Below are 7,240 nucleotides of genomic sequence, written 5' to 3'. Positions count from 1 at the left end.
AGTCTGCCGTCAGCATCGATCGTGATACCTGTCGGCTGTTTAAACAATCCAAGACGGTTCGTTCCATCGTCTTTTCCACCAAAGATAAATAACAGGTTACCGAAGCTGTCATATTCATAGATCTTACCGGTGCTCGATACAACGAACATGTTTCCTTCAGGATCGACCGCGATATCTTGTAGGGACTTCTCATCTGAGATGTCCGGAAACAGCATATTCTTTCCGGCTACGTTCAGCTTTTTGATGACTTCATTCGTCGTTCCTTCTGTCACAGAATAGACGAGACCTTGTTCATCGAGTGCAATATTATCTGGCGCAGGTGGCGTCTTCATGAACATCCTTGCTTTTTTGCTCTCAGATGTGAGTAGCTTTTGTACAAAAGAACCAAAAGATGCTTCTGTGCTGTTTACACCGTAATACCCAAGAAAATCCCCATCTTTACTGAGCTGAATGATCCCGTTCGTTGAACCTTCGCTGATCACATAGATGCTGCCGCGGCGATCTACCGCTACTTTTTGCGGCTTAAAAGAAGAGCTCTTACCGAAAAGCGGCGAATCCGGCTTTCCGTATTCCCCTTCTACTTTTCCGTCCTGTGAAAAGCGGAACACCTTTTCTTCTTCATAATCTGCTACATAAATCTTTTCATTTTCGTCCACATAGACGCCAGTTGGTGATTTTAAAACACCTTTACCAATCTCACCGACAAATTTACCGTTTTTGTCCGCAATCACAACCTTTTTCTCACCTGAGTCGGCAATATACAGGTTACCTTTTGTATCCGAGAAGATATCTTCAGGGTTCATAATCTCAACGTCAGGTAATAGTATGCCGACTGGTGTGTAGGCGGTCTGAGTTGCGATCGTCTTTCCGTCTGCTGATAACGTTTCTGTCTGATAAGGGACAGAAGCAGAAGCGATAGATGAGATCGGAACAAGCAGGAATACCAAAAATGCTACAAATTGGGCAATGCGCTTCATTTCTCCCCCCTCCTACTTTCTTACTTGATTCCTGAATGGGCCATCGTGTTCATAACCTGGCTCTGCAGAATGATAAAGATAATTAAATTGGGTACGAACATAATTAATGATGCCGCTGCTGCCAGTCCTTGTCCTGCCACATTGTTCCCGGCAACCGTCGAAGTTAATGTGGACATATAGAACGAGAACGTCTTCAGTCCTTCGTCGTTCACATAAAGCGACGAACTCTCGATGCTGTTCCAAACGAGCTGGAACGATAATATAGCAATCGTAGCGATAGCTGGTTTGACGAGCGGCACGATAATGCGTACGAAGATCTGAAAATCAGATGCTCCGTCTAGCCTTGCTGCTTCTAACAATTCATCTGGTATTTGGTCAATGAACTGTTTTACAAGAAACAAGCCGATGGGCATCGCGAGCAATGGCAGAATATGCACCATGAATGTATTAATAAGTCCGAGCTCGTCGATCAGCAGATAACGTGGAATAGCTACTGCTGCTGGTACGAACATGAGCGCCAATGTGTTGATCTCGAAGATCGCTTTTTTCATCCTAAAATTTTTCTTAGATAATGCGTAGCCAGCCATCGTGCTGATGATAACGGTTAGAACAACAACGATAAGTGTGACTACAACACTGTTAAATAGAAAACGCGACATCGGAACACCCGTATCGTTCGTTTTCGTGAACAAATCTACGAAGTTCTGAAACGTTGGATTATCTACAAAAAATCGAGGTGGATACGCAAACAATTCATCGATTGGTTTAAATGCATGAAAGAATATATAGAGAATCGGCAAAGCCATAAAAATAGCCAGTGGTATTAAAAATGCTAGGAACTTCAACTGGCTTTTATGAAACTTTGACGGGTTCATTCTTGTCCCTTGAAAGGCCGACATGATTATCACTCCCTTTTCGCTAGTCCTTTTCTCCAAACAGCCTCCAGGCCACTTTTGAGAACACATATACAACGATGAGCAGAACAACCGAGATCGCTGCCGCATAACCCATCTCATAACGTATAAAACCATAGTCTTCTAAATGGTTTACCATCAGCTGACCTGCATATTGCGGTGTCGGGTTGGCACCTGATAGCGCCACCCCAATTGCACCTGCCTGAAACGTTCCAACGACTGCCATTACCGCACCAAACAACATCTGCGGCTTCATGGACGGAATTGTGATATAGATGATCTCTTGAAAACGGTTGTTGATTCCGTCGATGTATCCTGCTTCATAGATCTCCGTGTTGATATTCAGTACACCTGATAACATCGCGAGGAACCCAACACCCATACTGCCCCAAAGCGTTACAAAGATCATAATCTTCATCAGATACTCTGGCGACTGCAGCCATTGGATCGGCTCTAACAGCACACCCATCGTTAGAAGCAAGCTGTTCAGATAACCTGTCTCATCTCCACTGAAGATGATTGTCCAAACGACCGCCATCGCTACACCTGCTGTCATCGACGGCGAGTAGATGACGAGCGCTAGAACCGTTCGCATGCGTTTCGGCACTTGAGCGAGTGCCCAGGCAAGTATGAACGATAGAATATACCCTCCCGGCCCAACGATCAGTGCGAACGTTAAAGTGTTCGGCAGAATCTTTTGCATGAACACTTCATCCTGTGTGATCAGACCAACGTAGTTGCTTAATCCGATGAACGTCGGTGTTTCAATCGCATTAAAATACGTGAATGACAAAAGGATTGCCGCTGCAACAGGTATGATGATAAACGTTGTAAAAAAGATGATATACGGAGCAAGGAACATCCAAGGTGAATAATCTCGTTTATTTGTTTTCGTTTTCATTCTCATCGCCTGCCCAACTTTTCACTTGTTCTATCGTAGGAATCGGATACGGCTTAACCATCTTTCCATCCTTCACATATCCGAACTCTTCCATCTTTCTCTCGATCTCTCTGTCGATCGCAACAACGGAGTCATCCACTGCCGATCTTGGGTTCACACCGTCAAACACGATGCGGTTCCATATGTTTGAAAGCTCACGCTCGATCATATAAGAACCTGGATTCTTCGGTACTTCGTATAAATACTCCCATTGCTTCAGGATTGTTTTCTTATGTTCTTCAGGCCAAGGGAGGTTCTTAAACGCTTCTAGGTTTGACGTGTTCCACATGTACTCTGGTCCGTACAGCATCTGAAGGTTTGTCGCGAACTCTGTCTGTGTATCTTTAGAAAGCCACCATTTGAGAAGTTCCCACGAATCTTCCTTGCTCTTCGTTCCTTTAAAGATCATTGCGGACTGTCCAGAACCAGTTGCCCAACGCTCAACCGTTCCGTCCTCTTTTTTCACACCTGGATGTGGAGCGATATTCCACCAGCCTGCAATCTCAGGAGCTGCAGCTGTCAGCTGCGTGTATGTCGTAAAGTTTGCAATCCCGATCGGAAGTGTTGAATAGCGAAAATGGTTATAAAAGTTCGGCACTTGTAACGGCATGCTGTAGATCGTGTTCAGCTCTGCCATGAACTGAATGCCTTTTAACGATTCTTCTGTTCCTATCGCTGTTTTCATGCCATCTTTTCCGTAAAGGTCACCGTCAAACTGATACACGAAAGGTGCGGTTGCTTGAAACGGTTTGAACCCTGTAGCTCCCGCGATATGAGAATAATAGTTCATTCCAAAACGCTGAAGCTCAGGCAGGATGCTCTTCACATCGTCCCACGTATCTGGAACCGGAAGACCTAGTGCCTGCAGAATATCTTTTCTATAAAATTGAACATAAAAGTCTTGTGTCTCTGGCATCGCATAGACAGAATCCCCAATCATAAGCGGAAGAAATGCTCCTGGTGAAAACTGCTTGCTGAATTTTTCAAAATCATCAAACTGATGCAGATCAACAGCTGCACCACGAATGGATAGCTCATATGGCAACCACGTACTGATGCCAAGTGCGACATCTGGCTGTTTGTTCGACGCACTTGCGAGTATCAGCTTCTGTTCTTCCGGCATGATGGAGAACTTTACTTTGATTCCCGTCTCTGGTGTAAAGTTTTGATCGGATAAGTTTTGTAAAAGCTCCACGTATTGACGCGGCCGGTTCACCCAAATCTCTAGCGTATCTTTCTCCGCTTCACTCGCTGAATAGTTTTCCGAGAAGAACGATAAGAAGAAGCGTTGAATAGAGTCGATCAGCTTTTCCCAAAAACCTGCTTCTGCATTCGGCACTTCTTTTTCGTCACCATGCACGTAAAAGCGGTCGACGGTTAACGGCTGTTCTGGCAATGTCACGAGCATGTTTCCTAATAGCTGTGCCGCTGAAGAAGATCCTTCTGAGAGCTCTGTCAGTCTGCTTGGGATCTGATCCGGTTTCTTGCTAAGATTTCTTAGCTTCTGAACAGCCATCTCAAGCGAGACCATATCTTTTGAATCTTCTTTTGTTTCATTAAGTGTTCTAAGATATTTCAGTTCTTGCTCTAGCTCATTAGCCCAGCCGGCAAGTTTTTTATCGATGCCTGGAATGTACTCGCTGATTTTCCAACCACGAGATGTGTCCGTCTGGTTCCCTGTAAGCTTTCGAATCTCAAGAGTCAGCTCTTCCATCTCACGCATTACTTTGTTTGTCGTATGAAGAACAGGCTCTACAGGCGCGGCATCAGCTTCTAAACCGATCTGGTGCTTACCTTTTGATAGATAAAAAAGATACGCTTTTCCTTTTTCGTCTTCCAACGTGACGTTATTCCAGTTCTTATTAAATGGGAACGTAACAGGTGCAGCTTCTTGGAACGGAACCTTTCCATCAATTAAAAGTTTCCGGAATACAGGACCACTCGTCTCTTTGTTCTGCAGCACCTTGAACGTCAGCTTATAAAAACCGTCTTTCTTCACGTTGATGTTCCAGTTGACGGTCTGTCCGGAGTCTTTCCACGATTCCGAACCGAGCGTGTTCAACAGAAGGTTCTTCGGTGAGCTCGGAACAGCTGACGTATCATTCGCTGCAAATGGTCGAATGTATGAGCTGTTCTTTTCATAGTCCTTTTCGGCTTCTTGTGTGATCAGCGAGTCAGCTATTTTTGCATCTTCATGCTTTTGTACATATTCTTTAAAGCTTGGCAGTTTGCTAGGTGATGTAATGTACGCTTTTCCCAGCAGCATCTCACCTGATAGATTAGTAAGCTGGATCGTATTCTTCCCTTTTTTCAGTTCGTAGCGCAGAGGTTTAGATTGCAGCTGGCTCGCATCCTCCGCTGTTACACGTTTCCATCGCTCGATTCGTTTTTGCTTCGGTATCATGTCGTTGTCGAACCGATCCTTTTCGAAGGTGTCTTTCTCGTTTTTCCAATCGGCCGGAAACACGATTCTTCGGCTTTCATAAAAAGGATAGTTACCGTTCACCTGAATGGCGCCCTCTATTGGAACAACCTCGTTGCTTAATGGAAAATAATCGAATGATAGTTCATAAAGCCCCGCTTCCTTCACATCAACTACATACGAAACGGACTCTCGGTTATGCCAATAGAAAACACGATCTTTGTAACTCTTACTCTCTGATTTCGGCAGAAGGTTCTTTTTATCTTTGATCATAAAATTAGAAGGAGAGACAGACGCTTCAAACTCTGAAGCGTCCTTTGTCCCGTTCTTCTCCCAGCTTTTAAGGACGGTATGATAGTTTTGCTCCACGACTTGTTCGGCAGGCTTATCCTTACTGTTGCCTTCAGCAGATGCATATTGTTGTGGAGAAATGAGACACAGCATTAAACCTAACCAAAGAAATCTTTTAAACTTCATACTATCAACCTCCCCTTAAACTTCCGGCTTTCTATTTATCTTTCAAAGCCTCATTCGCTTCTTTACTCTTTTGATCTGCTAATTGATCAAGCTGTTTTGCGTAGTCTTCGATCTTCACGTTTCCTTTAATAACGTTATCTAAAAGTGTAGCTATTTTTGCGTTCGCTTCTTCTCCAACCTTCACGCCAGTTGGTGCTTCCCAGCGTGCATCTACATAACCAGGAACCGTTTTAACCGGCTCAACGATCGCGTTGTCTAAGTTGTCGTAAGCTGTCTTGATTCCAGGAACTTCATTGATCGCAAAGTATTCTTCTAAGATTTCAGGATCTGCGTTAACTGGAAGTGTGTTTAATGCTTTTCCTTCTTTTTCAGCGATAGCCATACGCTTCATGAATCCTTCTTTTCCGAATGACATCCATTTAGAGAAAAGAAATGCTTCTTCAGCGTGCTTACTTGTTTTAGAAATACCTACAAAGTCGTTTGTTACGCCTGTTCTTCCACCAGGAAGTCCGATGAAGTCAAAGTCAAACGTTCCTTTTTCAACAAGTGCAGGAACACCCCATGTGCCGTCCCATTTCACAGCAACTTGTCCGTTCATCCACACTTCCTCTGGGTTTTCACCCTTAAAGTTAGCTTTTAAATCATCTGGAAGAGATTCGTATGCATAGTTGTTTGTCGTAATTTCTTTTGCAAGGTTAGCACCCGCGATAAACTCTTTTGAATCTAATGCATATTGCCCATCTTTCAATGTGTACCAGCCCATGTCAGGGTTAACTGCAGCCGGATACCAGTCTGTTACCGAGAACGCATGGTTCGTTCCAGCTACACCTTTGTTGATGTTTGTTACTTCTTTAATCGATTTTGTGTACTCTTCTACTGAAAAACCAAACTCAGGGTAATCCAGGTTTGCTTCATTAAATAGATCTTTGTTTACTAAGTAGCCTAAGAAATGCTGTGCAAATGGAACCGCATACACTTTATCGTTGTATGTCGCTGATTCACGTACCGCTTCAGGAATGTTAGCAAAGTCTTTGTCTTTTTCCGTCATTTTCGTAAGATCCATCAGCCAGTCGTTCGAAAGTGATGATGGAATCTGTGGCAGAGCAAAAACGTCTGGCATCTTACCCGCACTTGCTGCAGCAGCGAGTGTTCCGTTCCAGTCTGTCGGGTTAATCGATTCATCGATTTTTACCTTAATGTTTGGATACTTTTCTTCAAACGCTTTGATCATAAGGCGCTCAAGGTTCTGTTCTTTTTCAGTACCAAGTGACCAGCTTGCGTAAGAGATCGTTACGTTTTCTTTTTTGCTGTCACCGTCAGTGCTTGCTTTTTCATCTGAGCTACATGCTGTTACTGAAAACAACATTGCGATGATCATGAAAAGAGCTAAAACTTTCTTCATACCTATCAACTCCTGATTTTTGATTTTTTTGGTTATTTCTATGATGCTCCTGAAAGTGGTTGATTTCCGTTTCAAGTGCTCGCTTTCCGGGGGGCGTGCGGTGAGCCA

At 43.9% G+C, this 7,240-nt stretch carries 5 protein-coding genes; all 5 read right to left on the bottom strand.

Going from position 1 to position 7,240, the window contains the following annotated elements; all coding sequences use genetic code 11:
- A partial coding sequence (locus tag P8610_RS16815; RefSeq protein WP_394605397.1) for an NHL repeat-containing protein occupies nt 1-977 on the bottom strand: 977 nt, incomplete at its 3' end.
- Between the two features lie 20 nt (nt 978-997).
- The gene (locus tag P8610_RS16810) at nt 998-1,876 is read right to left on the bottom strand and encodes a carbohydrate ABC transporter permease (protein WP_394605396.1); all 879 of its coding nucleotides are present in this window, start codon (nt 1,874-1,876) and stop codon (nt 998-1,000) included.
- A 19-nt stretch (nt 1,877-1,895) separates the two neighbouring features.
- The gene (locus tag P8610_RS16805; RefSeq protein ID WP_394605394.1) at nt 1,896-2,792 is read right to left on the bottom strand and encodes a carbohydrate ABC transporter permease; all 897 of its coding nucleotides are present in this window, start codon (nt 2,790-2,792) and stop codon (nt 1,896-1,898) included.
- Nucleotides 2,773-5,730: an extracellular solute-binding protein gene (locus tag P8610_RS16800; protein WP_394605393.1), complete on the bottom strand. Its 2,958-nt coding sequence runs from the start codon at nt 5,728-5,730 to the stop codon at nt 2,773-2,775. Before P8610_RS16800 ends, P8610_RS16805 begins: the two co-directional genes overlap by 20 nt.
- A 31-nt stretch (nt 5,731-5,761) precedes the next feature.
- Complete coding sequence (locus P8610_RS16795) at nt 5,762-7,132, bottom strand: ABC transporter substrate-binding protein (RefSeq protein WP_394605392.1); 1,371 nt, start codon at nt 7,130-7,132, stop codon at nt 5,762-5,764.
- Nucleotides 7,133-7,240 lie beyond the last annotated feature (108 nt).

The sequence above is a fragment of the Fictibacillus sp. UD genome, from assembly GCF_043558025.1.
Lineage (GTDB): Bacteria > Bacillota > Bacilli > Bacillales > Fictibacillaceae > Fictibacillus.
The sequence above is the reverse complement of the archived record's forward strand: the minus strand, read 5'-3'. Positions and strand labels throughout refer to the sequence as shown.

What these genes read in the sequence shown, in the direction of transcription:
- P8610_RS16810 (WP_394605396.1), bottom strand. Translation starts at nt 1,876, where the DNA reads ATGTCGGCCTTTCAAGGGACAAGAATGAACCCGTCAAAGTTTCATAAA.
- P8610_RS16805 (WP_394605394.1), bottom strand. Translation starts at nt 2,792, where the DNA reads ATGAAAACGAAAACAAATAAACGAGATTATTCACCTTGGATGTTCCTT.
- P8610_RS16800 (WP_394605393.1), bottom strand. Translation starts at nt 5,730, where the DNA reads ATGAAGTTTAAAAGATTTCTTTGGTTAGGTTTAATGCTGTGTCTCATT.
- P8610_RS16795 (WP_394605392.1), bottom strand. Translation starts at nt 7,132, where the DNA reads ATGAAGAAAGTTTTAGCTCTTTTCATGATCATCGCAATGTTGTTTTCA.